Source organism: Phaeobacter gallaeciensis DSM 26640 (assembly GCF_000511385.1).
In the GTDB taxonomy this organism is placed as follows: domain Bacteria; phylum Pseudomonadota; class Alphaproteobacteria; order Rhodobacterales; family Rhodobacteraceae; genus Phaeobacter; species Phaeobacter gallaeciensis.
This window is the reverse complement of sequence record NC_023137.1, coordinates 742,850-766,643: the sequence shown is the minus strand read 5'-3', so window position 1 is coordinate 766,643 and position 23,794 is coordinate 742,850. Positions and strand designations below refer to the sequence as shown.

The 23,794-nt window shown below is 61.8% G+C and carries 23 protein-coding genes and 1 riboswitch; of the genes, 15 read left to right on the top strand and 8 right to left on the bottom strand.

What is annotated here, in order from left to right:
- The first annotated feature begins 160 nt into the window (after positions 1-160).
- The 4 genes from cobU to GAL_RS03700 all read left to right on the top strand — a co-directional run bounded on the left by cobU (position 161) and on the right by GAL_RS03700 (position 3,656).
- The gene (gene cobU / locus GAL_RS03715; RefSeq protein WP_024096253.1) at positions 161-679 is read left to right on the top strand and encodes a bifunctional adenosylcobinamide kinase/adenosylcobinamide-phosphate guanylyltransferase; all 519 of its coding nucleotides are present in this window, start codon (positions 161-163) and stop codon (positions 677-679) included.
- On the top strand, positions 676-1,281 hold the full coding sequence (locus GAL_RS03710; RefSeq protein WP_024096252.1) for a histidine phosphatase family protein: 606 nt from the start codon (positions 676-678) through the stop codon (positions 1,279-1,281). Before cobU ends, GAL_RS03710 begins: the two co-directional genes overlap by 4 nt.
- Positions 1,282-1,339: 58 nt before the next feature.
- Positions 1,340-2,023 carry a glutathione S-transferase gene (locus GAL_RS03705; protein ID WP_024096251.1) on the top strand — a complete coding sequence of 228 codons (684 nt, stop codon included), beginning with the start codon at positions 1,340-1,342 and terminating at the stop codon, positions 2,021-2,023.
- A 130-nt stretch (positions 2,024-2,153) separates the two neighbouring features.
- On the top strand, positions 2,154-3,656 hold the full coding sequence (locus tag GAL_RS03700) for a YifB family Mg chelatase-like AAA ATPase (RefSeq protein ID WP_024096250.1): 1,503 nt from the start codon (positions 2,154-2,156) through the stop codon (positions 3,654-3,656).
- A gap of 21 nt (positions 3,657-3,677) precedes the next feature.
- Here GAL_RS03700 and gshB read toward each other — a convergent pair whose 3' ends face one another.
- The 3 genes from gshB to rsmI form a co-directional block, all read right to left on the bottom strand.
- On the bottom strand, positions 3,678-4,610 hold the full coding sequence (gene gshB / locus GAL_RS03695) for a glutathione synthase (RefSeq protein WP_024096249.1): 933 nt from the start codon (positions 4,608-4,610) through the stop codon (positions 3,678-3,680).
- Between the two features lie 98 nt (positions 4,611-4,708).
- Complete coding sequence (locus GAL_RS03690) at positions 4,709-5,113, bottom strand: YraN family protein (RefSeq protein ID WP_024096248.1); 405 nt, start codon at positions 5,111-5,113, stop codon at positions 4,709-4,711.
- A 2-nt stretch (positions 5,114-5,115) separates the two neighbouring features.
- Positions 5,116-5,976 (bottom strand): 16S rRNA (cytidine(1402)-2'-O)-methyltransferase, encoded by an 861-nt coding sequence (rsmI, locus tag GAL_RS03685; protein WP_024096247.1) that lies wholly within the window; start codon positions 5,974-5,976, stop codon positions 5,116-5,118.
- Positions 5,977-6,060: 84 nt separating this feature from the next.
- Here rsmI and GAL_RS03680 point away from each other — a divergent pair, with 84 nt between their 5' ends.
- The 3 genes from GAL_RS03680 to murJ are packed head-to-tail and all read left to right on the top strand — an operon-like array spanning position 6,061 to position 11,574.
- Entirely contained in the window at positions 6,061-7,233 is a 1,173-nt protein-coding gene (locus tag GAL_RS03680; RefSeq protein ID WP_040104226.1) for a penicillin-binding protein activator, read from the top strand.
- Positions 7,193-10,021 carry a [protein-PII] uridylyltransferase gene (locus GAL_RS03675; RefSeq protein WP_024096245.1) on the top strand — a complete coding sequence of 943 codons (2,829 nt, stop codon included), beginning with the start codon at positions 7,193-7,195 and terminating at the stop codon, positions 10,019-10,021. Before GAL_RS03680 ends, GAL_RS03675 begins: the two co-directional genes overlap by 41 nt.
- Positions 10,018-11,574, top strand: a complete 1,557-nt coding sequence (gene murJ / locus GAL_RS03670) for a murein biosynthesis integral membrane protein MurJ (RefSeq protein ID WP_024096244.1) — start codon at positions 10,018-10,020, stop codon at positions 11,572-11,574. The genes GAL_RS03675 and murJ overlap by 4 nt, the downstream gene beginning before the upstream one ends.
- 42 nt (positions 11,575-11,616) lie before the next feature.
- Here the strand turns inward: murJ and GAL_RS03665 are convergent, their stop codons facing one another.
- Positions 11,617-12,303 (bottom strand): rhomboid family intramembrane serine protease, encoded by a 687-nt coding sequence (locus GAL_RS03665; RefSeq protein ID WP_024096243.1) that lies wholly within the window; start codon positions 12,301-12,303, stop codon positions 11,617-11,619.
- 128 nt (positions 12,304-12,431) lie between these two features.
- On the opposite strand from GAL_RS03665, the gene trpS reads away from it, so the two are divergent.
- Positions 12,432-13,460 (top strand): tryptophan--tRNA ligase, encoded by a 1,029-nt coding sequence (gene trpS, locus GAL_RS03660; RefSeq protein WP_024096242.1) that lies wholly within the window; start codon positions 12,432-12,434, stop codon positions 13,458-13,460.
- Positions 13,461-13,514: 54 nt separating this feature from the next.
- Positions 13,515-13,721: a cold-shock protein gene (locus GAL_RS03655; RefSeq protein ID WP_014875579.1), complete on the top strand. Its 207-nt coding sequence runs from the start codon at positions 13,515-13,517 to the stop codon at positions 13,719-13,721.
- A gap of 171 nt (positions 13,722-13,892) precedes the next feature.
- Here GAL_RS03655 and GAL_RS03650 read toward each other — a convergent pair whose 3' ends face one another.
- Genes GAL_RS03650 through paaG form a run of 4 tightly spaced genes read right to left on the bottom strand, consistent with a single transcriptional unit; the run spans position 13,893 to position 17,057 of the window.
- Positions 13,893-14,489, bottom strand: coding sequence for a TetR/AcrR family transcriptional regulator (locus tag GAL_RS03650; RefSeq protein WP_024096241.1), 597 nt, complete (start codon positions 14,487-14,489; stop codon positions 13,893-13,895).
- 16 nt (positions 14,490-14,505) lie between these two features.
- Complete coding sequence (gene paaK, locus GAL_RS03645; RefSeq protein WP_024096240.1) at positions 14,506-15,816, bottom strand: phenylacetate--CoA ligase PaaK; 1,311 nt, start codon at positions 15,814-15,816, stop codon at positions 14,506-14,508.
- Between the two features lie 15 nt (positions 15,817-15,831).
- Positions 15,832-16,257: a hydroxyphenylacetyl-CoA thioesterase PaaI gene (paaI, locus tag GAL_RS03640; RefSeq protein WP_040104227.1), complete on the bottom strand. Its 426-nt coding sequence runs from the start codon at positions 16,255-16,257 to the stop codon at positions 15,832-15,834.
- 14 nt (positions 16,258-16,271) lie between these two features.
- The gene (paaG, locus tag GAL_RS03635) at positions 16,272-17,057 is read right to left on the bottom strand and encodes a 2-(1,2-epoxy-1,2-dihydrophenyl)acetyl-CoA isomerase PaaG (protein WP_024096238.1); all 786 of its coding nucleotides are present in this window, start codon (positions 17,055-17,057) and stop codon (positions 16,272-16,274) included.
- 126 nt (positions 17,058-17,183) lie between these two features.
- Here paaG and paaZ point away from each other — a divergent pair, with 126 nt between their 5' ends.
- The 6 genes from paaZ to GAL_RS03605 all read left to right on the top strand — a co-directional run bounded on the left by paaZ (position 17,184) and on the right by GAL_RS03605 (position 23,783).
- Entirely contained in the window at positions 17,184-19,214 is a 2,031-nt protein-coding gene (paaZ, locus tag GAL_RS03630) for a phenylacetic acid degradation bifunctional protein PaaZ (protein ID WP_024096237.1), read from the top strand.
- A gap of 66 nt (positions 19,215-19,280) precedes the next feature.
- Positions 19,281-20,105 carry a PaaX family transcriptional regulator C-terminal domain-containing protein gene (locus GAL_RS03625; RefSeq protein WP_024096236.1) on the top strand — a complete coding sequence of 275 codons (825 nt, stop codon included), beginning with the start codon at positions 19,281-19,283 and terminating at the stop codon, positions 20,103-20,105.
- A 68-nt stretch (positions 20,106-20,173) separates the two neighbouring features.
- Positions 20,174-20,387: riboswitch (cobalamin riboswitch) on the top strand.
- Positions 20,388-20,493: 106 nt separating this feature from the next.
- Positions 20,494-20,919: a DUF1636 family protein gene (locus GAL_RS03620; RefSeq protein ID WP_024096235.1), complete on the top strand. Its 426-nt coding sequence runs from the start codon at positions 20,494-20,496 to the stop codon at positions 20,917-20,919.
- On the top strand, positions 20,916-21,701 hold the full coding sequence (locus GAL_RS03615; protein WP_024096234.1) for an ABC transporter ATP-binding protein: 786 nt from the start codon (positions 20,916-20,918) through the stop codon (positions 21,699-21,701). Before GAL_RS03620 ends, GAL_RS03615 begins: the two co-directional genes overlap by 4 nt.
- A 14-nt stretch (positions 21,702-21,715) precedes the next feature.
- On the top strand, positions 21,716-22,690 hold the full coding sequence (locus GAL_RS03610; RefSeq protein WP_024096233.1) for an ABC transporter substrate-binding protein: 975 nt from the start codon (positions 21,716-21,718) through the stop codon (positions 22,688-22,690).
- Between the two features lies 1 nt (position 22,691).
- Complete coding sequence (locus GAL_RS03605; RefSeq protein ID WP_024096232.1) at positions 22,692-23,783, top strand: FecCD family ABC transporter permease; 1,092 nt, start codon at positions 22,692-22,694, stop codon at positions 23,781-23,783.
- The last annotated feature ends 11 nt before the right edge of the window (positions 23,784-23,794 follow it).

The window sequence follows — 23,794 nt, the reverse complement described above, 5'->3', positions numbered from 1 at the left end:
AATACGCCGCCACATCGGGTCAATCTTGGGTGCAATTAACGTCTGAAAATCGGCGTCACCCCTGACAGGTTGACGCGCTCCTGTGGTCAACACATCTTGTGCTGCGTCGCACCCGTGGCTACCCAGTCACGCAACACTTGATAGAGTCAGGGTAATAAAAGTGCCGTCTAAAGTCACATTCATTCTGGGCGGCGCAGCGTCGGGCAAGTCAGCCTACGCGGAGGAAATCTGCCTAAATTCTGGGAAAGACAGGGTTTATCTAGCCACTTCACAAGTGTTTGACGATGAGATGCGGGCGAAGATTGACCGCCACCTCCATCAGCGGGGCACCGGCTGGACCACCCATGAGGCGCCACTGGACCTCGCGCCGGTGCTCGACTCGCTGACGGCGGATCAGATCTGTCTGGTAGATTGTGCGACCATGTGGCTGAGCAATCAGATGCTGGCGGAGGCGGATCTGCAGGCGGCACAGAGCGACCTGCTGGAGGCTTTGACGCGCTGCACGGCCGAGGTGGTGGTTGTCTCAAACGAGGTGGGCCACGGCATTGTGCCGGACAATGCGCTGGCGCGCGCCTTCCGCGAGGCGCAGGGGCGGCTCAATATCGCATTGGCCGGGATGGCCGACCGGGCCGTGCTGGTCACCGCCGGGCTGCCGCAGGTGCTGAAGGGAACGCCATGAGCAACGATGTTACCACACGGCTGTTTCTGGTCCGCCACGGTCCGACCCATGCGAAATCCATGGTGGGCTGGTCGGACATCCCTGCGGACCTGTCCGATACTGCGGCACTGGACCGGCTACATGGCTACCTACCGGAGGAGGCGCTGGTGATCTCCTCAGATCTGAGCCGCGCGCGTGATACCGCCACCGCCATTGGGCGCAACCGGCGGCGGCTGGAGGATCATCCCGACCTGCGTGAGATCCATTTCGGCGCCTGGGAACTGCGCAGCTGGAGCGAGATTGACGCGGAAGACCCTGAGCGTATCCGCGCCTATTGGGAAACCCCCGGCGATGTGACACCGCCCGGCGGCGAAAGCTGGAACCAGGTCTGCGCGCGGGTGAATGGCGCAATCAATGGGCTGATCGACGCCCATCGCGGGCGCGATCTGATTGTGGTGGGCCATTTCGGCCAGATCCTGACACAGATCCAGCGCGCCGAGCAGCTGACCGCCGAGGAGGCCTTTTCGCACCGGATCGATAATCTGTCGGTCACGGAACTCACCCATCAGGGAACCGACTGGGACCAGGGCTGGGGCTGCGGTAAAATTAATCACATTCCGTGATGGGTGTGCGCACAAATATTACCTTCAGGAATGACATGTGACACGTTAGCCTCGCACCATGACATATCAACTCTATATCGGTGATCGCAAGTACTCCAGCTGGTCGTTGCGCGGCTGGCTGATGCTGGAAAAATTCAACCTGCCCCATGAGGTCTCCTTGATCGAGATGTTTTCGGGCACCATGAAGGCGCAGATGGCGGCGCTGGCGCCTGCGCGGCTGCTGCCGACGCTGCACCTGCCTGATGGTACGGTGATTGGCGAAACTGTCGCCATCGCCGAAACGCTGGCGGAGCGCCACCCTGAGGCTGGCATGTGGCCCGAAGATCCGCGCCAGCGCGCGACCGCCCGCTGGCTGGTGGCGGAGATGGCCTCCGGCTTTGGTGCGCTACGCAGCGCTTGCCCGATGCAATTGGCCCATATCTATCAGGGGTTTGAACCCTCTGACGCGGTGCTCGCAGATCTGCGGCGTATTGAGACGCTGTTTGCTCATGCCCGCGAGGTCTCTGGTTACGCGGAGGGTTGGCTCTTTGGTCGTTACTCCATCACGGATGCCTTCTATGCGCCGGTGGCCGCACGCATTGTCGGTTTTGATCTGCCGGTTTCGGACGAGATGCGCGCCTATTGCCGCGTGACCCTCTCTGATCCCGCACTGCGGCGCTGGCAGGACCGGATCAATGAGGTGAACTATGCCAGCGACCCATACCCGATTGATCTGCCGCATAAGCCCTGGCAGCTGAGCTGACGGGCCGCATGACGGGCCGCCGCATCAAGGTAAATACTGCGTAAAACCTCAAGGGTACCCCATACGCATTAACGACTCTGAAACCACGATGCCAAAGCATCTCTCCCCACCCATTGCGGAAAGGGGAGAGATGATCGCGCGCGCGTATACCGTTGCTTTTCAAGGGATTGAGGCCCGCCCGGTGGAGGTGCAATGTGCCGTCGCACCCGGTCTACCGGCCTTCTCCATCGTCGGCCTTCCTGACAAGGCGGTGAGCGAGGCGCGCGAACGGGTGCGCTCCGCCCTGGCCACCATGTCGATCGCCCTGCCCTCGCGCCGGATCACCGTCAACCTGTCGCCCGCAGATCTACCGAAGGAAGGCAGCCATTTTGATCTGCCCATCGCGCTGGCGCTGCTGGCAGCGATTGAGATTATCCCGCCCGAAGCTGCATCGGAAACCATCGCACTGGGGGAGCTGTCACTGGATGGCAGCCTGGTGCCCGTTGTCGGTGCCCTGCCCGCTGCGATGACCGCCGCCAGTGAAGGACGGCGGCTGCTTTGCCCCAAGGCCTCTGGCGCGGAGGCCGCCTGGGTCAGTGATGCCACGGTCATTGCCGCAGGCGGGCTGGCGGATGTGGTGGCGCATTTCACTGGTCAAAGCGTCATCCCCCCGGCCGAACCCGGTGAGGTGATCGAGGCACCCGGCGGCAAGGATCTGCGCGATGTGAAAGGTCAGGAACGGGCCAAACGCGCATTGGAAATCGCCGCCGCCGGACGGCATCATCTGTTCATGGTGGGATCACCGGGATCGGGAAAGTCCATGCTCGCGGCCCGGTTACCTTCCATTCTGCCACCGCTGAGCGCTGCTGAAGCACTGGAAACCTCGATGATCCAGTCGCTCTGCGGGTTAATCGACGAAGGCGGCATTCGTCGCGACCGGCCATATCGCGAACCCCATCACACCGCATCTATGGCGGCCATTGTCGGCGGCGGGCGCCGCGCACAGCCGGGGGAGATCAGCCTTGCCCACAATGGGGTACTATTTCTGGATGAGCTGCCGGAATTCAGCCGCGCGGTGTTGGAAACGCTGCGCCAGCCGCTCGAAACCGGCCAGGTAAATGTGGCGCGGGCCAATGCCCATGTCAGCTATCCCAGCAGGTTCATGCTAGTGGCCGCAGCCAACCCTTGCAAATGCGGGGCGCTCAGCGATGCTAGCCGCGCCTGCGCGCGGGCACCACAATGTTCGGCGGATTATCTTGGGCGCATCTCCGGGCCATTGATGGACCGGTTTGATCTGCGGGTGGATGTGCCGCCGGTGGGGTTTGCCGATCTGGACATGGCGGGTGACAGTGAGCCATCAGCAGATGTGGCGATGCGGGTCGCCATCGCCCGCGAAATCCAGACCAGCCGCTACCGCGATCATCCCGGCCTGCGCCAGAACGCCGATGCGGAAGGAAAGCTGCTGGAAGAGGTGGCTACTCCCGATGCCGAGAGCCGCGCGCTATTGCTACAGGCCGCGGAGCGTTTCGGGCTGACCGCGCGCGGGTATCACCGGGTATTGCGGGTGGCCCGCACCATCGCGGATCTGGATGGGGCGCCGGATGTCCGCCGCCCCCATATCGCCGAAGCGATCAGTTTTCGGATCGCCGCCTAGGCGGGTTTGCCCAGTGGTGTCTCAGAACTTGGCTTCAATCGCCTGCCAGATCTTTTCAGCGATATTCACCCCGTCAAAGCGTTCCAGTTCCTGAATACCGGTGGGAGATGTCACATTGATTTCGGTGAGATAGTCGCCGATCACATCAATGCCGACGAAGACCTGTCCTTTTTCACGCAGCAGCGGGCCAATGGCAGCACAGATCTCGCGGTCCCGGTCGCTCAGGCTTATTTTCTCAGGCCGTCCGCCGACGTGCATATTAGAGCGAGTTTCGCCCGCCGCAGGCACACGGTTGATGGCCCCCACCGGCTCGCCATCGACAAGGATCACCCGTTTGTCGCCATTGGAGACGTCGGGCAGGAATTTCTGCACGATCAGCGGCTCGCGGCTGAAGCCAGTGAACAGCTCATGCAGCGAGGTCAGGTTGCGGTCATTGGCATCGAGCCGGAACACCCCGGCCCCGCCATTGCCATAGAGCGGCTTCAGAATGATGTCGCCGTGTTTCTCCTTGAACGCCTTGATGGTGTCCAGATCGCGGGCAACGGTGGTCGGCGGCGTCAATTCGGGGAAATCCAGAACCAGCAGTTTTTCCGGGTAGTTGCGGACCCAGAACGGATCATTGACCACCAGCGTCTGGCCCTTGAGGCGGTCCAGCAGATGGGTGGAGGTGATGTAATGCATGTCAAAGGGCGGGTCTTGGCGCAGCCAGACCACGTCAAAGTCGCTCAGATCCACTTCGCGACGTGGGCCGAGTTCCGCCGGGCTGCCAGCAACGCGCTGGACCGTCATATCATGGCCCCGCGCGGTGATCCTCCCCTCCTGATAGGCGAGTTGGTCCGGGCTGTAGAAAAACAGCTCATGGCCGCGCGCCTGCGCCTCCTCCGCGATGCGAAAGCTGCTGTCGGCGTTGATATCAACGTCGGTGATCGGGTCCATTTGAAAGGCGATTTTCATTATGTCAGTCCCTCATGACATGGGCAAAATGACATGGGCAAAACCGCCCACGCCGAATACATGGCCCAGCTTGGCGGCGGGTTCAATGGCTGAACTGATCAACCTTGACCATAAGCGTTTTCCAGCACCTCAACCCTGCCGGTGCCATCGACCACGGCCACGTCCAGCCGTGCTTCGGTCAGCTGGCCCGCCGGTTCATCCGCAAGGAACGCGGCGGCACTGGCCATCATGCGCTGCATCTGCGCGGCATTGATGCGCGCCATGGCCTGATCGCGGGTGGTGCTATGTTTGACCTCTACAAACACCACCATCGCCTCCAGCCGCAGGATGAGGTCGATTTCAGCGCCGCCACCGCGCCAACGGCGTGCCGCGACCTGATAGCCCTGCCGCTCATAGAAGCGCGCCACCAACTGCTCCGCCGCCTGTCCGGCGTGATGGGATTTTGCACCGCGCAGCCCACGGGCAGAGGCGCGTTTGGGCGGGGTGTCCTGCCGCCCGGCCATGCTCAGCCTGCGTCCTTGGCCATATCAAGCGCCAGCTGGTAGATCTTCCGGCGAGGCAGATTGTGCATCTCCGCCACGATGGAGGCAGCGTCTTTCACGGAATTGTCCTTCAACGCAGCGCGCAGATCGCTGTCGAGATCGCCGTCGCTGACACTGGTGCCGCGGGCGCGGTCCACCAGCACCACGATCTCGCCCTTTACGGGAGCCTGATCCAGCCCCTCGGCGAGGGTCAGCAGGCTATCGCGGCGCACCTCCTCGAATTTCTTGGTGATTTCACGGCAGAGCGCGGCGGGGCGATCCCCGAGAACCGCCGCCATATCGCGCAGGGAGGCCGCGATCCGCTTCGGCGATTCGTAAAATACCAGCGTGCCGGGCACGGCTATCAGCTCTTCCAGCCGCTTGCGGCGGGCGCCGCTGGCATTGGGCAGGAAACCTGCAAAGAAAAATGCATCGGTTGGCAGACCAGCCAGTGTCAGCGCCGCCAGCGCCGCAGAGGCCCCCGGTGCCACGGTCACCAGATGCCCTGCCTCAGCAGCGGCGCGGCTGAGATCATAGCCCGGATCGGCGATAAGTGGCATACCCGCCTCGGACGCATAGGCAACCGATTGCCCCTCCTCCAGCGCTGACAGCAGGCGTGCGCGATCCCCTGCACCGCTGTGATCGTGATAGGCCACAATCTGCCGCCCGTTCAGCGGAACACCGTGAATTTCCATCAGCTTGCGCAAAGAGCGCGTGTCTTCGGCGGCGATCATATCGGCGGAGGCCAGCACATCCAGCGCCCGTAGAGTGATGTCGCGCGCTGTGCCGATGGGCGTCGCAACAAAGTAGAGGCCGGATGGCAAATGGACGATCTTGTGATTCACGCTGGACCCGCCTTGTTGGTCGTTTATGATCCCTCAGGTACCAACACGGCGTACGCCGCCGGACAAGGGAGTTTCAAGTCCATTATGTTTGCTGTTTTTCAACACGCCCGCAAGGCGGCAATGGCCGCTGCAACCGTGGTTTCGACGCTGGCACTGGCCGCCTGTGACACCTTGCCAACCGGTGGCGGCCCGTCGATCAACACAACCAAGCCCGTGCCCGTCGCCCTGCTGGTGCCGCGCGGATCGGCCCAGCCCGGTGATGCGCTGCTGGCCAAGAGCCTTGAGAACGCGGCCCGGATGGCGATTGCCGATCTGAACGGGGCGCAGATCGACCTGCGAATCTATGACACCGCAGGCACGCCACAGCAGGCCGCGACAGCCGCGACCACCGCGATCAATGATGGCGCGCGGATCATTCTCGGGCCAGTTTATGCCGAGGCCGCCAATGCCGCGGGTCTGGTTGCCGCACAGCGCAACGTCAACGTTCTGGCCTTCTCCAACAACACCGCAATTGCCGGTGGCAATGTCTTCATCCTTGGCCCGACCTTCGATAACACAGCACGCCGTCTGACCAGCTATGCCGCGCGTCAGGGCAAGGGGAATATGGTGGTTGTCAGCGGCAGTGATCCGGCAGGTCAGGCCGGTCGCGTCGCGATTGAACGCGCGGCGGCAGGCAACGGCGCAAACATCAATGGCGCAGTCAGCTATGAGCTGTCGCAGCAGGGCGTGATCAACGCCATCCCGACGATCCGCTCAACCGTGGCCAGCAGCGGCGCGCAATCGGTGTTCCTGACTGCGAATACCGCCGGCGCCCTGCCTCTGCTGACCCAGCTGATGCCGGAAGCGGGCGTGGACCCGGCGGCGACACAGTATATCGGCCTCACCCGCTGGGATATCCCGGCACAGACGCTGGCACTGCCGGGCGTGCAGAGCGGCTGGTTCGCAATGCCTGACACCAACCGCTCGCAGCAGTTCCGCAGCCGTTATCAGGCCAGCTATGGCGCCGCGCCGCACCCCATCGGTGGGCTTGCGTATGACGGGGTCGCCGCGATTGGCGCATTGGTGAGTGCAGGCAAGTCCGACGCGCTCACCGGCGCCGCGCTGACCCGTGGCAATGGGTTCCAGGGGACCGGTGGGATTTTCCGCCTGCGCCCGGATGGCACCAATGAACGCGGCCTTGCGGTTGCGACAATCCAAGAACAGAAGGTTGTGGTTATTGACCCAGCTCCCAGCAGCTTCGCCGGTGCCGGATTCTGATCCAGCGCTGCCGGACACCGTCCATCTCCCACCTTTGCTGGGGCCGCTGATCTGCGACCCCGGCAAAATTTTTGACGCCGTTGCCGTACGCGCCGCCATCACCGCCCTGTCGCGGGATTGCTCTGCGGCGGAGCTGCGCGCTGGCGTTGTCAAAATCCTGCGCGAGGCCAATCTGGCCGGGCGCGCCGCTATCGCCGAGGCCTTTGCCGAGGAACCTTTTGCGGCGCGGGCGCTGACCCGGTCTTATGTCTATCTGACCGACGGTCTGGTCACTGCCGCATATTTCACTGCCACCAGCCTGCTGCATCCGCTGTCCAACCCGACCCAGGGCGAACGGATCGCGGTGATTGCGGTTGGCGGCTATGGCCGGGGTGAAATGGCCCCGCAGTCCGACGTGGACCTGCTGTTTCTCACGCCTTACAAGATCACCGCCTGGGCCGAGAGCGCGATTGAATCCATGCTCTATATCCTGTGGGATCTGCGTCTGAAGGTGGGCCATTCCAGCCGCACCATCCGTGATTGCATCCGGCTGGGGGGTGAAGATTTCACCATTCGCACTGCCATGCTGGAACAGCGATTTCTGGACGGGGACGCCGGGTTGGCGGCGGATCTGGATCGGCGCCTCAATGCGGAGCTGTTTTCCAAGGACGCCCGCGACTTTGTCGAGGCCAAACTGGCCGAACGCGATGCCCGCCACCTGAAGCAGGGGGAGCGCTATGTCGTGGAACCCAACGTCAAGGAGGGCAAAGGGGGCCTGCGCGACCTTCAATCGCTCTATTGGATCGCGAAATACCTCTATCAGGTGCAGGATGTGGCCGAACTGGTGCCCATGGGGTTGTTCAGCCCGGAAGAGCTGGACTCCTTTGCCAAGGCGGAAAACTTCCTCTGGGCGGTACGCGCCCATTTGCATCTGCTGACCAAACGCGCCACCGAACAGCTGAGTTTTGACCTGCAGGTCGAGGTCGCTGCCCGCATGGGTTATGAGGACCGCGCCGGGCGCCGGGCGGTTGAGGTCTTTATGCAGGAATATTTCCGTCACGCCACCAAGGTCGGCGATGTGACCCGGATTTTCCTCACGAAACTGGAAGCCACCCACCAGAAAAGCGAGCCGCTGCTCGAACGGATTTTCCGCCGTCGCCCTCGGGTAAAGCCCGGCTACGCAGTGATCCACAACCGTCTGGATGTGGCCGATCCCGAAGCCTTTTGTGCGGACAAACTGAACCTGTTGCGGATCTTTGAGGAGGCCTTGCGCACGGGGATGCTGATCCACCCCGATGCCATGCGGCTGGTCACCGCCAGCCTGCATCTGGTCGATGACGAAATGCGCAACGACAAGGAAGCGCGGCGCATCTTCCTTGACCTGCTGCTGAAACACGGCAACCCAGAACGCGCGTTGCGGCGCATGAATGAACTGGGGGTGCTCAGCGCCTTTGTGCCGGAATTTGAGCCGATTGTGGCGATGATGCAGTTCAATATGTATCACTCCTACACCGTGGATGAGCACACCATTCAGGTGATCGCCAACTTTGCGGCGATTGAACGGGGAGAGCTGGAAGACGAGCTGCCGCTGTCTTCAGAAATTCTGCGCAAAGGATTGAGCCGCAAGGTGCTGTTGGTGGCGATGCTGCTGCATGACATCGGCAAGGGGCGCGAGCAGGATCATTCGATCCTCGGCGCACAGATTGCACGGCGGGTGGCGCCCCGGCTGGGTCTCAACAAGAGCGACAGCGAAACCGTGGAATGGCTGGTGCGCTATCATTTGTTGATGTCGGATATGGCGCAGAAACGCGATATCGCTGATCCGCGCACGGTGCGCGATTTCGCCAAGGCGGTGAAGACGATCAAGCGGCTGGATCTGCTGCTGCTGCTGACGGTCTGCGATATTCGCGGCGTTGGGCCGGACACCTGGAACAACTGGAAGGCAGCGCTGCTGCGCGCGCTTTATAACCAGACCCGCGAGGCCTTGGAAAACGGCATGGAGGCGCTGAACCGTGCCCATCGTGGCACCGAGGCCAAGAAGGCCCTGCGCGCCGCCCTGCCCAACTGGACCAAGGCGGAGCTGAAGGTGGAAACCGCGCGTCATTATGATCCCTATTGGCAGGGGTTGCATGTGACCGCGCATATCGATTTCGCCGAGATGCTGCGCGAGCTGACCGATCTGGACGATCCCGGTGGGATGATTGTCCGCCTGCATCCAGATGAGGACCGCGATGCAACACGGGCCTGTTTCTGCATGGCCGATCACCCCGGCATCTTTGCCCGCATTGCCGGCGCGCTGGCGCTGGTCGGGGCCAATGTGGTCGATGCACGGTCCTACACGACGAAGGACGGCTATGTGACCGATGCCTTCTGGATCCAGGATTCCGAGGGCCACCCCTATGAGGCGGAGCGCCTGCCCCGCCTGCGTGAAATGATCCACAAGACCCTGAAGGGCGAGGTGATCACCGGCGAAGCGCTGAAATCGCGCGACAAGATCAAGAAGCGCGAGCGGGCGTTTAACGTGCCCACGCATATCACCTTCGACAACGACGGCTCAGAGATCTACACCATCATCGAAGTGGATACGCGCGACCGTCCCGGCCTGCTCTATGATCTGGCGCGCACATTGGCAGGGGCGAATATCTATATCGCCAATGCGGTGATCGCCACCTATGGCGAGCAGGTGGTCGATGCCTTCTATGTGAAGGATATGTTCGGTTTGAAATACTATGCCGAATCCAAGCAGAAATCGCTGGAGGCCAAGCTGCGCAAGGCCATCGCCGAAGGGGCAAAGCGAGCCGGATCATGAAGCCGATCAAACTGCTGTCAGGCTTTCTCACCGTCGGGTTCTGGACGCTGGCGAGCCGTATCCTCGGATTTCTGCGCGAGATCCTGATCACCGCCTATATCGGGCCGGGGCCGCTGATGGACGCCTTTGTTGCGGCCTTCCGCCTGCCCAATATGTTCCGCCGCTTCTTTGCCGAGGGGGCGTTTAACGCGGCATTTGTCCCGATGTTTGCCAAGCGTCTGGAAAGCGGCGAAGACCCGCAGGGATTTGCACAGGAGGCGTTCAATCTGCTGGCAGTCACCGTGCTGGCGCTGGTGGGGCTTGGCATGGTGTTCATGCCTGCGCTGGTTTGGGCGACGGCGGGCGGTTTCATCGGCGATGCGCGGTTTGATCTGGCGGTGGGCTATGGGCAGATCGTCTTTCCCTACATCCTGTTCATGTCGCTGGCGGCCCTGTTTTCCGGCGTGCTAAATGCCACCGGGCGGTTTGCGGCGGCGGCAGCAGCGCCGGTTCTGCTCAATGTCTTTGCCTGTGCGGCGATGGTGGCAGGTGCGATGCTGGGCGGCGATGTGATCACCTGGCTGGTCTGGACTATTCCCGTCGCAGGGATCGCGCAGTTGGCGCTGGTGTGGATCGCAGCTGGCCGTGCAGGCATTTGCCTGCGCCCCGGCCTGCCCCGCTGGACACCTCAGATGAAAACCCTCGTGCGGGTAGCACTACCGGCAGCGTTGGCGATGGGGGTCACGCAAATCAATCTCGTGGTGGGCCAGCAAGTGGCCTCTGACATCGAAAACGCGGTGAGCTGGCTGTTTGTGGCGGATCGCCTGTATCAGCTGCCGCTCGGGGTTGTCGGGATTGCCATCGGCATCGTGCTCCTGCCGGATCTGTCGCGCCGTCTGCGGGCGGGGGATGACGCCGGGGCGCGCGATGCGTTTTCACGGGCGGGGGAATTCTCCCTGCTGCTAACGCTGCCCTCAACAGCCGCGTTTCTGGCGGTGCCTATGGTGCTGGTCTCGGTCCTTTATGAACGCGGCGCAACCGGTGCCGATGACGTGGCCGCCATTGCCTTGGCGGTGGCTATCTATGGCGCGGGCCTGCCCGCATTTGTGCTGCAAAAGGTCTTGCAGCCGCTGTTCTTTGCCCGCGAGGATACGCGTTCACCGTTCCGCTACGCGCTGGTGGCGATGGTGATCAATGCGGTGCTGGCCTTTGGTCTGAAACCCTATGCCGGCTGGATCGCCCCTGCCATCGCGGCGACTGTGGCGGGCTGGGCGATGGTCGCCTGCCTGTGGCTGGGCGCGCGCCGCATGGGAGAGGTCGCGCGGTTCGACCAGCGGTTCTACGACCGGAGCCTGCGCATTCTCATCGCCTCCGCCATCATGGGAGCCGTGCTCTTTGGTGTGGTGCAGCAGTTTGGCTGGCTGTTTTACCTACCCAGCTGGCGCTATCTGGCGCTTCTGGGGCTGATCTTGCTGGGCGCGGTGATCTATTTTGGCATCGGCCAGATCATCGGCGCGGTGCGCCTGGGAGATCTGAGACGTACTGTGCGTCGAGGTGGTGGCGCAACCCGGTAAGGTAGCAGAGGCAATTGAACACGCCACCAAAGGGCCGACTGCTCACTCCCGGCGGATGCGGTTGCGGATGCGGGCCCAGCCGCCGGGGGCGAGGAAGAAGGACAGACCAAAGCCGGTGGCAAAGCCGCAAAGGTCAGCGACCCAATCAAGCGTGCCGCCGAACAACAGGCCAAACAGCAGCTGGATTCCCATCAGAAAGGCGATCAGCGTGAAGGCGCGGCTTTGCTGGGCACCGACCAGCGACAATTGCCGCCACAGAATATAGGTGAAGGCCCCGATCAGCCCATAGACCGCCGGAAAGCCACCGATCAGCGGCACTGCGGATTGGGTCAGCAGCGCATAGCCCACTGCACCACCAACGCCGGAGACCAGAAACACCACCACCATGGCCAGATCGCCAAAGATCTCGCCCACCATCTTGCCCATAGCGAGGACGAAGACGCAGACAAACAGCGTCTGGGTGAAGGCGACATGCACAAAGGGATAGGAGACAAAGCGGATCAGATGCTCCGTCGGCCATTGCCCTGTGTCCCACATCCACCAAAGCACCTCTGAAGAGAAGGCATAGGTCTGGATCGCCTCCAGCCGCCAGCCCACCGCCTCAGGCCCGCCAAAGATCCCGCGCGCACCAAGCGAAAACCCGGCTTCGATCGCCATGATGATCAGCACAAGCGCCACCACAACCGGCGGCAGCGGGTTCACCGGAGACGGTTCTTTTTGGTAGTCCATTGTGATCTTGCTCCTGCTTGTCTGCTCTGCCGCCCTGCCCCGCGGCCCGGTTGATCCGTGCGCGGTTGACGATGGTTCCTGCCATGGTTAAGCCAGCAAGGATCCTAATTCCAGACGGGAGTTTCTTGATGACCGAGACCACATTCACGCCACGCGTGTTTTCCGGCATCCAGCCATCGGGCAATCTGCACCTTGGCAACTATCTTGGCGCGCTGAAGCGGTTCGTGGACTGGCAGGCCAAGGACGTGGAGAGCATCTACTGCATGGTGGACATGCACGCGATCACCGTCTGGCAGGATCCGGCGGATCTGAAGAAATCCACTCGCGAGCTTTGCGCCGGGTTCATCGCCGCTGGCCTTGATCCGGAACAATCGATCCTGATCAACCAGAGCCAAGTGCCAGAGCATGCGCAGCTGGCGTGGATCTTCAACTGCGTGGCCCGCATGGGCTGGATGCAGCGCATGACCCAGTGGAAGGACAAAGCCGGTAAGAACGCGCAGAACGCCTCGCTTGGTCTGTTTGCTTATCCGGCGCTGATGGCGGCGGACATTCTGGTCTATCACGCCACCCATGTGCCTGTGGGCGAAGATCAGAAGCAACATCTGGAACTGACCCGTGACATTGCGGCCAAGTTCAATCACGACTACGGCGTCGACTTCTTTCCACTGACCGAGCCGGTGATTGAAGGCGCAGCCACCCGCGTCATGTCGCTGCGGGATGGGTCGAAGAAGATGTCGAAATCCGACCCATCGGATGCAAGCCGCATCAATCTGACCGATGATGCTGATGCCATCGCCAAGAAGATCCGCAAGGCCAAGACCGACCCTGACGCCCTGCCCTCTGAGGCCGAAGGGCTGGAAGGACGGCCCGAAGCGCGCAATCTCGTCAACATCTACGCCGCCATGGCCGAGCAGTCGGTCGAACAGGTGCTAGCAGATGTGGGTGGTAAGGCGTTTTCGGAGTTCAAACCGATGTTGGCCGATCTGTCGGTTGCGAAAATGAGCCCGATCACCACTGAAATGGCCCGGCTTATGCAGCATCAGGATGAGATCGACAAAATTCTCGCTCGCGGATCAGAGCGTGCCCGAGAAATCACAGCCCCCATCCTTCGCAAAACTTATGACATTGTGGGCATGGTGGCGCCGGTCACTCTGTGATATCAGGCCTTACGATCCCGCACCCTGCGGGGAGATAGATACTGGAGAATTCGGATGGCCAATGGCACCGTGAAATGGTTCAACGCAACAAAAGGCTACGGCTTTATCGAGCCTGAGTCTGGCGGCAAGGACGTGTTTGTACACATCTCTGCGGTTGAACGCTCGGGCCTTAATGGTTTGAACGACAACCAAAAAGTTTCCTACGAGCTGGAAACTGGTCGTGACGGCAAGCAGTCCGCAGGTTCGCTGGAACTGCTGTAAGGATCGCGGCGCGGGTTTTCCGCGCCCATCCATCTAAAGACATTCTGACCATGGAAATCTGTGGATAGAATCACCCTAAGGCCGCCCGTTTCAGGCGGCCTTTTGCATGTCTGGGTAGATTATTTTACCGGCGCGGGAGAGCACCACCACCGGACTGCCCCGGTCGGCCAGCTACAGCGATCGGATACCGTTCATGGTCAGATCCGCCACCATCTGCGCGTAATCTTCACGCGCCTCCGGCCCGGCGCCGGAATTCCACATGTAGTACCAGTTTAACATGCCGAAAACCGACATCGTGGCGGCGCGCAGCTTCGCCGGATCCTTGGCGATGCCCTCGGCCGCGACCCCGGCAAGCGCGTCACTAACCAGTTGCACCAGTTCACGCTGATAGGCGCGCAGCAGTTTCTGCTGCTCTTCCGGCAGCGCTCCCATGGCGCTGATCTGCACCTGGTGCTCATGGTCGGCCCCCTGATAGGCCAGCAGGATTTCCGATACGATGCGGCGCAGCCGCTGATCAGGAGAAAGCGCGCTGACGTCTACACCGCAGACCCGATCACGCAAATCGCTCAGATAGGTATCAAGGATGCCGAACAATACGGCATCCTTGCTGTCATAATAGTGGTAGATATTGGCCTTGGAAATCCCGCACTCGCGCGCCAGCTGGGTCATCGACGCGCGGTCAAACCCCTGTTCGGCAAAGACTTTGGCCGCTGATTTCAGGATCTGGGCCCGTTTCTCGTCGTGGTCTTTTGCAATCGTGCGGGCCAAGGCTCACTCTCCCGGTTCAGGACTGGCTGCGGTTGTCGACGACGCGTTTGGCCTTGCCCTGGCTGCGCTCCACCGATCCCGGCTCGCCTACAATGATCTCGGTGGAGACACCAACCATATCCTTGATCCGCTTGGTCAGCATCCGCGCTGCCGCGGTCTTGCTCAGCTCGTCGGTTGCGTCCGGATTGGCCTCCACAAACACCCGCATCGCATCCATGCGGCCCGATTTGTAGAGTTCGATCTGGTAATACGGCGCCAGGCCACCGGTCGCCAGCAGCTGCTCCTCGACCTGGCTGGGGAAGACGTTGACACCGCGCAGGATGATCATGTCGTCGCTGCGACCGGTGATCTTCTCCATCCGCCGCATCGAGCGCGCGGTGCCCGGCAGCAAGCGGGTCAGATCGCGGGTGCGGTAGCGCACCATCGGCAAGCCTTCCTTGGTGAGGGTGGTGAACACCAGCTCGCCCAGCTCGCCGTCCGGCAGCACCTCGCCGGTCTGCGGGTCGATGATTTCGGGCAGGAAGTGGTCCTCCCAGATGACGGGGCCGTCCTTGGTCTCAACGCATTCATTGGCCACACCCGGCCCCATGATCTCAGACAGGCCATAGATATCAACCGCGTGCATATCGAAGGCCTCTTCCACCTCGCGGCGCATCGCATCGGTCCAGGGTTCAGCGCCAAAGACGCCCACCTTCAGCGAGCACGCGCGCGGGTCCATGCCAACCTTATGGTACTGCTCAAGAATGTTGAGCATATAAGAGGGCGTCACCATGATGCCATCGGGCTGAAAATCGGTGATCAGACCGACCTGCTTTTCGGTCTGGCCGCCCGACATCGGAACAACCGTAGCACCGAGCCGTTCGATCCCGTAGTGCGCGCCAAGCCCGCCGGTGAACAGACCGTAGCCATAGGCGTTATGCACCATATCGCCCCTGCGCAGGCCCGAGGCGCGCAAGGAACGTGCAACCAGATCGGCCCAGTTGCTGATATCATTTTCCGTGTAGCCCACCACAGTCGGCTTGCCAGTGGTGCCGGATGAGGCATGCAGCCGGATGATCTGTTCACGCGGTACGGCGAACAGGCCAAAGGGATAGTTGTCCCGCAGGTCGTTTTTATAGGTGAAGGGGAACTTGGCCAGATCGGACAGCTGTTGCAGGTCATCGGGATGTACCCCCGCATCGTCAAAGCGCTGCCTGTACATCGGCACATTGTCATAGGCATGGCGCAGCGACCACTTCAGCCGGTCCAGCTGCAAGCTGCGGATCTCGTCAATCGAAGCGATCTCGATCGGGTCCAATTCACCCTTCTTGGGGCTCAGGTCTTCCATGGCATCCTCCACGCCTTATTCGTCGAACAACTGGCCTTTGATCGCGCGGGAAAACCCCCGGAATTCTGCGATCTGTTGGCTGTCCTGATTGGTCACTGTCACGTCATAGATACCGCTGCGTCCGGTCAGGGAGACCTCGCGGGCCATGGCAATCAGCCTGTCACCAAGACGTCCCGGTGCAGTGAAGCTGATCACGTTATGCTGCGCCACGGTCGACTGGTTGCGGCTGTTGCAGGCAAAGGCAAAGGCGCTGTCGGCCAGCATGAAGGTCACGCCGCCGTGGCAGATGCCGTGACCATTGCAATGATGCTGGGCCACGGTCAGCTCCAGCGTGGCCTCACCCTCGTCCACATGGGTGATCTCCATCCCCGCCCATTTGGAGGCGTGATCGTCGGCCCACATGGCGGCGGCGGATTTTTCGGCGCGGTCCTTTGGTGTCATCGGCTGTGTCATGGTCACTTACCCTTGAACGCAGGCGCGCGTTTCTCAAGGAAGCTGGCCACGCCCTCGGCATAATCCGCGCTTTCACCACAGGTTTTCATCGCGTCTGCCTCGATCTCCAGCTGGTCGGGCAGCGTGTTGACCGCCGCCTGTTGGATGCACTGTTTGGTCAGGCCAAGACCCAGAGTTGGTCCGTTTGCAAATTTCTCCGCCATGGCCCGGGCCTCTACCATCAGATCTGCGTCCGGCAGTGCCTTCCAGATCAGGCCCCATTCCTCAGCCGTCTTGGCGGGCAGCGGCTCGGCCGTCAGCGCCAGCCCTTTGGCGCGCGCCTCGCCTAGAAGACGCGGCAGATGCCAGCTGCCGCCGGTGTCCGGGATCAGGCCAACTTTGGAGAACGACTGGATGAACTTGGCGCTCTCAGCCGCCAGAACCACATCACAGGCCAGCGCCAGATTTGCCCCTGCCCCGGCTGCTACACCGTTCACGGCACAAACGACCGGAAAGTTAAGCGAGCGAATAAGGTTCACCAGCGGCGCATAAAAGGTGCGGACGGTGTGGCCCAGATCAGGCGGGCCGTCCATCTTGCGCGGATCGCGGTCGCCCAGATCCTGCCCGGCGCAGAAGCCACGCCCCGCCCCGGTAAGCAGCACCGCACGGGCACCGCCATCACGGGCCGCCTCAAGGGCTGCGCGCAGGGCATGGTGCATCTCCTCGGTGAAACTGTTCAATCGGTCCGGACGATTCAGGGTGATTTCCACCCATGTCCCGTGGTCCTCCACCAACAGCGTTTCAGACATTGCAGCGCCTCCCCTCGTGCAGTTGTTGACAAAGACCTTGCATAAACCGACCGGTTGGTCAATATATTTGCGACTTCTCATATTCAGACCGTGCAGTCCCCGGTCCAGACGCAAAGGAACCCGCCCATGAGCCTTCTTGATGTTTCCAGTTTTGCCGCTGGCCAGTGGATTGAACCGGGTGCGGGCGCGCGCAGCATTAACAGCGCAATCACAGGTGCCCCGCTTGCGCAGGCGGGCAATGACGCGCTGGATGTGCAGGGGATGCTGGATTATGCCCGCACGGTGGGCGGCCCCTCCTTACGCAAGCTGACCTTCCATGACCGCGCCCGGATGCTGAAGGCGCTGGCGGGCCATCTGAACCAGCACAAACAAGCGCTTTATGATCTGTCGTTCGACACCGGGGCCACCCAGTCCGACCATATGATCGACATCGACGGCGGCATTGGCACTATGTTCGTTTTTGCTTCCAAGGGACGGCGCGAGATGCCGGATGCCCATGTCTATCTGGACGGCGATGTTGAGCAGCTTAGCCGCAACGGCACCTTCCTCGGCCAGCACATCTGCACGCCGCTGCAAGGGGTTGCGGTGCATATCAACGCCTTCAACTTCCCTGTCTGGGGGATGTTGGAAAAACTGGCTCCGACCCTGCTTGCCGGTGTTCCGGCCATTGTGAAACCAGCCACTGCGACCTGCTATGTCACCGAACTGGCGGTGCGGCTGATGCTGGACTCTGGCATCCTGCCCGAGGGCGCGTTGCAGCTGGTCTCCGGTGGCCTTGGCGATATGTTGGACCATCTTGGTATGCAGGATGTGGTCAGTTTCACCGGCTCTGCCGATACCGCGCTGAAGCTGCGCGCCAACCCGGTGATTCTGAAAAACTCGGTGCGTTTCGTGGCCGAACAGGACAGCCTCAACGCGTCTATTCTTGGCCCAGATGCGCAACCCGGCACGCCGGAGTTTGACCTGTTCGTCAAGGAAGTCAGTCGCGAGATGACGACCAAGGCGGGTCAGAAATGTACCGCCATTCGTCGTATCATCGCGCCGGAAGCGCAGGTGGAGGCGGTGATCGAAGCGCTGTCGGCGCGGCTGGCGAAGACCCCGATCGGCGATCCACGCCTCGAAACCACTCGCATGGGCGCGCTGGTTTCAAATGGCCAGAAGCGCGACGTGCTGGAAAAAGCTGCCATCATCGGCCAAGAGGCCACCCGCGTTTATGGAGATCCTGACGGATTTGCGGTCGATGGCGCCGACGCCGAGAAAGGCGCCTTTGTGCCGCCGATGCTGTTCCACTGCGCCGATCCGGACAAGGCACAGCGCATCCATGACACCGAAGCCTTCGGCCCGGTCTCAACCATCATGGGCTACCGCGATCTGGGCCATGCCATCACGCTGGCCAATCGCGGCGAAGGATCACTGGTGGCCTCCGTCATAACCCATGATGCCGAGGTGGCCCGCGAGGTCACACTGGGGGCGGGCGCCTATCACGGGCGGCTTTATTTCAACAACCGCGATTCGATGAAGGAATCGACCGGTCATGGCTCTCCCCTTCCCCATATGGTGCACGGCGGCCCGGGCCGGGCTGGCGGCGGCGAGGAACTGGGCGGCGTGCGGGGCGTCAAACACTACATGCAGCGCACCGCCATCCAAGGTTCGCCCAACATTCTGTCCGCCATTGGTCAGAAATGGGTCCCCGGCAGCACAGAGATCGAAGGTCCCGCACATCCTTTCACCCGCAAATTCGGCGAGCTATCTATTGGCGAGACGCTGCATACCGCGCCGCGCACCGTCACGCTGGAAGATATCGAGACCTTTGCCCATTTCACCGGCGATACCTTCTATGCCCACATGGACGACGACGCTGCCAAGCGTAACCCGTTTTTCCCCGGTCGCGTCGCGCATGGATATCTGCTCTTGTCTTTTGCTGCAGGCATGTTTGTGCAGCCCGATGAAGGCCCGGTTCTGGCCAATACCGGTCTCGACTCCTTGCGCTTCATGAAACCGATCTCTGCCGGTGAAACCATCAAGGTGCGCCTCACCGTCAAGAAGAAGACACCCCGCAACGAGGAGTACGGCGAGGTGCGCTGGCATGTCACCCTGACCAATCAGGATGATGAAATTGCCGCCGAATATGAGCTGCTGACCATGAACGCATTCTGATAGGTCGCTGCCATCAGACGATCGTCCGGTCTGGCCTATCCGGGCTGGGCGACTTATCTATTATATATGACCAATGCACAGACCACCTGGTTCGACGCCACCGTAGCTGCCCTGAGCGACCCGCAGAACCAGCGGGTCTGGTCGATTATCGTCTCGCTTTTTGGCGATCTGGCGCAGCGGGACGGGGACCAGATTGGCGGCAGCGCCCTCACCCGGATCATCACCCCGATGGGGATCAAGCCAGAGGCAATCCGCGTTGCCTTGCACCGGCTGCGCAAAGACGGCTGGATCGACAGCACGCGCTCTGGCCGTGCATCGGTGCATTTCCTGACGCCGATGGGCCGCAGCCAGTCCGCTGCTGTGACCCCACGCATCTATGCTCCAACGACACTCGCCCCCAATGACTGGCACCTGCTGATTGCGCAGGACGGGCAAGGCGGCGCTCTGGATGCGCTGTTGCAACAGCCCAATTACGTCGCAGTCAACCGCTCTACCGTGCTGGGCCATGGCTCCCTGCCACGGGAGCGGGACCAATTTCTGGTGGTTGATCAACCGGATCTGGCCGTGCCTGACTGGCTGCGCCAGCGGCTATTTCCCGAAGATCTGAAACTGGCCTGTGCCCGGCTCGACAGCACTTTATGTGCCGTCAAACCGCCGGAGTTGACTGCGGATGTACATGCCCTTGACCCGGCACAGATCGCCACGCTGCGCACCTTGATCGTGCATCGCTGGCGCCGTGTGGTGTTGCGACATCCGGATTTGCCGTCGCGCTTTCACCCCAATGACTGGGCCGGTGAACACTGCCGCCAGCGTGTCGCATCGCTGTTGCAGCACCTCCCGCGCCCCCGGCTCAGCCCAAATGGTGAGCTGATCGCTGCCGACGCCACCTGAAAGGCCGCACCGCTTGCACACAGCGGTGCAGCAGTGATGATTTTTCTTTACAAACCTTGGCGAGAAATCTACCCAAAGTCGCAGATGGTTCCCACGGCCCTAACGCGGTCACGGGATGAAAAGGGAACGTGGTGTGGTGTAGCCAAAAGGCGCCAAATCCGCGACTGCCCCCGCAACTGTGAGCGGTGAGCGACCTCGATAGACCACTGGCCTTTGGGCCGGGAAGGCCGAGGCCCGCAGCAACCCGCAAGTCAGGAGACCTGCCATCCACAGGAAACCTATTGAACCGGACGGGGTGTTCCGGCGGGCAGGATGATGCGGCACGACGCTTTGGCGTGGCTGGTCCCCTCCCCCCTTTGTCCCCTGATCGGATTGCGCGGAGGGCGCTATGGACGGGACAGCACGGCACCGCATTCTGGTGTGCACATCCTGCAAAGGGACAGACCCCGGCACCCGTCCGGGGTCGCAGCTGATTGGCGCCTTGCGAGACGAGCTTGACCGGCGCGGCGATACCGTCGTGGAGGTGGCGGGCGTGGCCTGCATGGCCGGATGCAGCCATCCCTGCACTGTCGGATTTCAGGCCGAGGGCAAGGCCAGCTACGTGTTTGGCGATCTTAACCTTCAGGACGATCTGGCGGATATTCTGCATTTTGCCGATCTCTACAAATTGCTGGCGGACGGCTGGTGCAGCTCGATCGATCGCCCCGGAAAACTGCGCCGCTCCACCCTGTCGCGCATCCCCGCCCTGCTGCCCACTGCTCCAATGCCGGCCCAAGCGGCAAAAATAACCGCGCCGATGGAGCCTGCGGAATGACCGCAGCCGCGCTCACTGTGACAAATGTCAGCTGGGGGCCGGGCCGTGCGGCGCCTCTGATCCTGCATCCGGTCAGCTTTCATCTGGATGCGGGCCGTGTGCTGGGTGTGGTTGGCCCCAATGGTGCAGGAAAGTCCAGCCTTCTGCGGGTGATCTATCGCTTCAACCAGCCGCGAAGCGGCACGGTTGCGGTTGGGGACAGCGATATCTGGGCCCTGCCGCCGAAAGCTGCCGCGCAACGCGTTGCTGCCGTGCTGCAGGAACAACCCACCGATTTTGCCTTGACCGTGGCGGAGATCGTTGCCCTGGGACGGGCGCCCTATCGCTCCGGGTTTGCAACGCCGGGCGCGCGCGATGCTGCGATCATTGAGGAGATGCTGGACCGTCTCGACCTTTACAGCATGGCTGACCGGGCCTTCGGCACCCTGTCGGGTGGCGAACGTCAGCGAGTCATGGTGGCGCGGGCCCTGGCGCAGGAACCCGCACTTCTAGTGCTAGATGAGCCGACCAACCATCTGGATATTCGCCATCAACTGGACGTGCTGGAGCTGATCCGGGATCTGGATGTGACCATTGTGACCAGCCTGCATGACCTGAACATCGCGGCCGGCGCCTGTGACGAAATCCTGCTGATGTCCGAGGGCCGCCAACTGGCCTTTGGTGCGCCGCATGACGTGCTGAGCGAGGACACCGTTAGCCGGGTCTTCAACGTCGCTGCCAGACGCGAAACCCTGACCCCCTCCGGGCAGGAACACCTGACCTTTCACCTCCCTGTTTCATAAGGATATCCCTGACTATGACTGCCCGTTTCTCCACAATGACGCAGCTGCTCGCCGCCGGTGTTATGGCCATCTCCCTCGCCCCCATGGCGCAGGCAGAAACCACGGTACAGAGCTGCAACCGCAGCGTGACATTTGATGCACCACCGCAACGCGCCATCTCCAATGACGTCAATCTGACCGAGATGATGCTGGCGCTGGGACTGGCCGATCGCATGGTGGGCTACACGGGTATTTCGGGCTGGAAAACGCTGGATCCGGTGATGCGTGACGGCGTTGCGGAACTGCCGGAGTTGTCGGCGAAATACCCTTCCAAGGAAGTACTGATCGGCGCTGATGCGGATTTCTTCTTTGCCGGCTGGAACTACGGCATGAAAGTGGGCGGTGAAGTCACCCCAGAGACCCTCGCGCCGTTTGACATCAAGGTCTATGAGTTGACCGAAAGCTGCATTCATATCGGTGAGAAGGCCAAGGTCAGCATGGATGACATGTACAATGACCTGCTGAACCTCGGCCGGATCTTCGCCGTTGAAGACACAGCCGAGGCATTGGTTGCGGGCTACAAGGATGAACTCGCCGCCTTTGCCAAGGACCGCCCCGAGGCTAGCGATCCGCTGCGCGTCTTTGTCTATGACAGCGGCGAGGATACGCCGTTCACCGCAGGAAAATACGCCATGCCCACCGCGCTGATCGAGGCGGCCGGCGGCAGCAACATCATGGATGATCTGGAGAAAAGCTGGGCCACCGTGACTTGGGAAGCCGTGGTGGAGCGCAATCCCGAGGTGATCGTGATCGTGAACTACGGGTCCGTCACGGCTGAAGAGAAGCGTGCCTTCATGCGGAGCAACCCGGCCTTTGCCGAGATCGACGCGGTAAAGAACGACCGTTTCGTGACCCTTGAGTATGTCGAAGCCACGCCTGGCCCGCGCAACATCCGCGCGATCAAGACGTTGGCCACCAGCTTTGACGCGGCGCAGCCGGTAGGCAACTGATATGTCCACCACCCACGCACATCCCGCACCTGAGCCGCGCCTCAGCGCGCGCGCCCAGCGGCGCCTGCGTGGGCGGCTGGCTTGGATCCTGGGCGGGGCCGTACTGACGGCCCTAACCCTGTCAATTGCCGTTTCTGTGGGCGCAGTTGGCATTCCCTTGACCTCCGTCTGGGGCATTATCGCCCACAAGCTGACCCACGGATCAGCGCTTGCGGCAGACGGTGTATTTGACGTGAGCTGGAGCAAGGGTCAGGCAGCGATTGTCTGGGATATCCGGTTCCCACGCGCCCTGCTGGCGATGATGGTCGGCGCCGGGCTTGCCATGGTGGGGGCCAGCCTGCAGGCGGTGACCCGCAATCCGCTGGCCGATCCGCATCTGCTGGGCATCTCTGCCGGTGGCGCCTTTGGCGCGATTCTGGCGCTGCTGCACACCGGACTGTTTCTGGGGCTTCTGACTGTTCCCCTGCTGGCTTTTGTCGGTGCGCTTGGGGCGACGGCATTGGTTCTGGCTGTTTCCCGCTTTGCCGAGGCGACCACCGCCGACCGTCTGGTTCTGGTGGGTGTTGCAGTGTCCTTCGTGATCATGGCAGGCGCCAATGTGCTGATTTTCCTTGGCGATCCGCGTGCAACCCATACCGTGGTCTTCTGGATGCTGGGGGGACTTGGCCTCGCCCAGTGGAGCCATCTGGCCTATCCTCTGGTGGTACTGCTCCTCTGTGGCGGCTGGCTCTGGTCCCGCTCTGGCGATCTGAACGCAATGACGGTCGGAGACGAGACGGCCACAACGCTGGGTATCCCGGTGGCGCGGTTTCGCCTGATGACTTTCTGCGTCGGCGCGCTGATCACCGGGGTGATGGTCGCATTCTCCGGCATGATCGGCTTTGTCGGCCTTATTGTACCGCATGTGGCCCGGTTGATCGTTGGCGGCGATCACCGCCGGGTGCTACCGGTGTCAGCACTGTTTGGCGGGTTGTTTCTGGTCGCCGCCGATATTGCCGCCCGGACCCTGATGGCGCCAGAAGACATGCCCATCGGACTGGTCACGGGGCTGGTGGGCGGTGTGTTCTTCATCTGGCTGCTGCGGCGACGCTAGGCCTGCAGCGA